Origin of the sequence: Lysinibacillus sp. GbtcB16, from assembly GCF_019091145.1 — a bacterium.
Classification (GTDB): Bacteria; Bacillota; Bacilli; order Bacillales_A; family Planococcaceae; genus Lysinibacillus; species Lysinibacillus fusiformis.
The window spans coordinates 1-352 of the sequence record NZ_JAGXJV010000189.1 but is presented as its reverse complement, the minus strand read 5'-3'; the positions used below and the strand labels follow the sequence as shown (position 1 = coordinate 352).

At 56.2% G+C, this 352-nt stretch carries 3 tRNA genes; all 3 read left to right on the top strand.

Going from position 1 to position 352, the window contains the following annotated elements:
• The 3 genes from KVT27_RS23950 (at position 1) to KVT27_RS23940 (ending at position 260) form a co-directional block, all read left to right on the top strand.
• Positions 1 to 76: transfer RNA gene (locus tag KVT27_RS23950), tRNA-Ala, on the top strand.
• A 26-nt stretch (positions 77 to 102) separates the two neighbouring features.
• Positions 103 to 176 (top strand) — tRNA-Met (locus KVT27_RS23945).
• A gap of 7 nt (positions 177 to 183) precedes the next feature.
• Positions 184 to 260 (top strand) — tRNA-Ile (locus KVT27_RS23940).
• The last annotated feature ends 92 nt before the right edge of the window (positions 261 to 352 follow it).

Sequence of the window (352 nt, the reverse complement as noted above, 5' to 3'; positions counted from 1 at the left end):
GGGGCCTTAGCTCAGCTGGGAGAGCGCCTGCCTTGCACGCAGGAGGTCAGCGGTTCGATCCCGCTAGGCTCCACCATAGTAATTAACCAGTATAAAGATCCTGGCGGCGTAGCTCAGCTGGCTAGAGCGTACGGTTCATACCCGTAAGGTCGGGGGTTCGATCCCCTCTGCCGCCATCTTAAAGGACCTTTAGCTCAGTTGGTTAGAGCAGACGGCTCATAACCGTCCGGTCGCAGGTTCGAGTCCTGCAAGGTCCACCATTTATATATTGTTACGGAGGTATACCCAAGTCTGGCTGAAGGGATCGGTCTTGAAAACCGACAGGCGGGTAACACCGCGCGGGGGTTCGAAT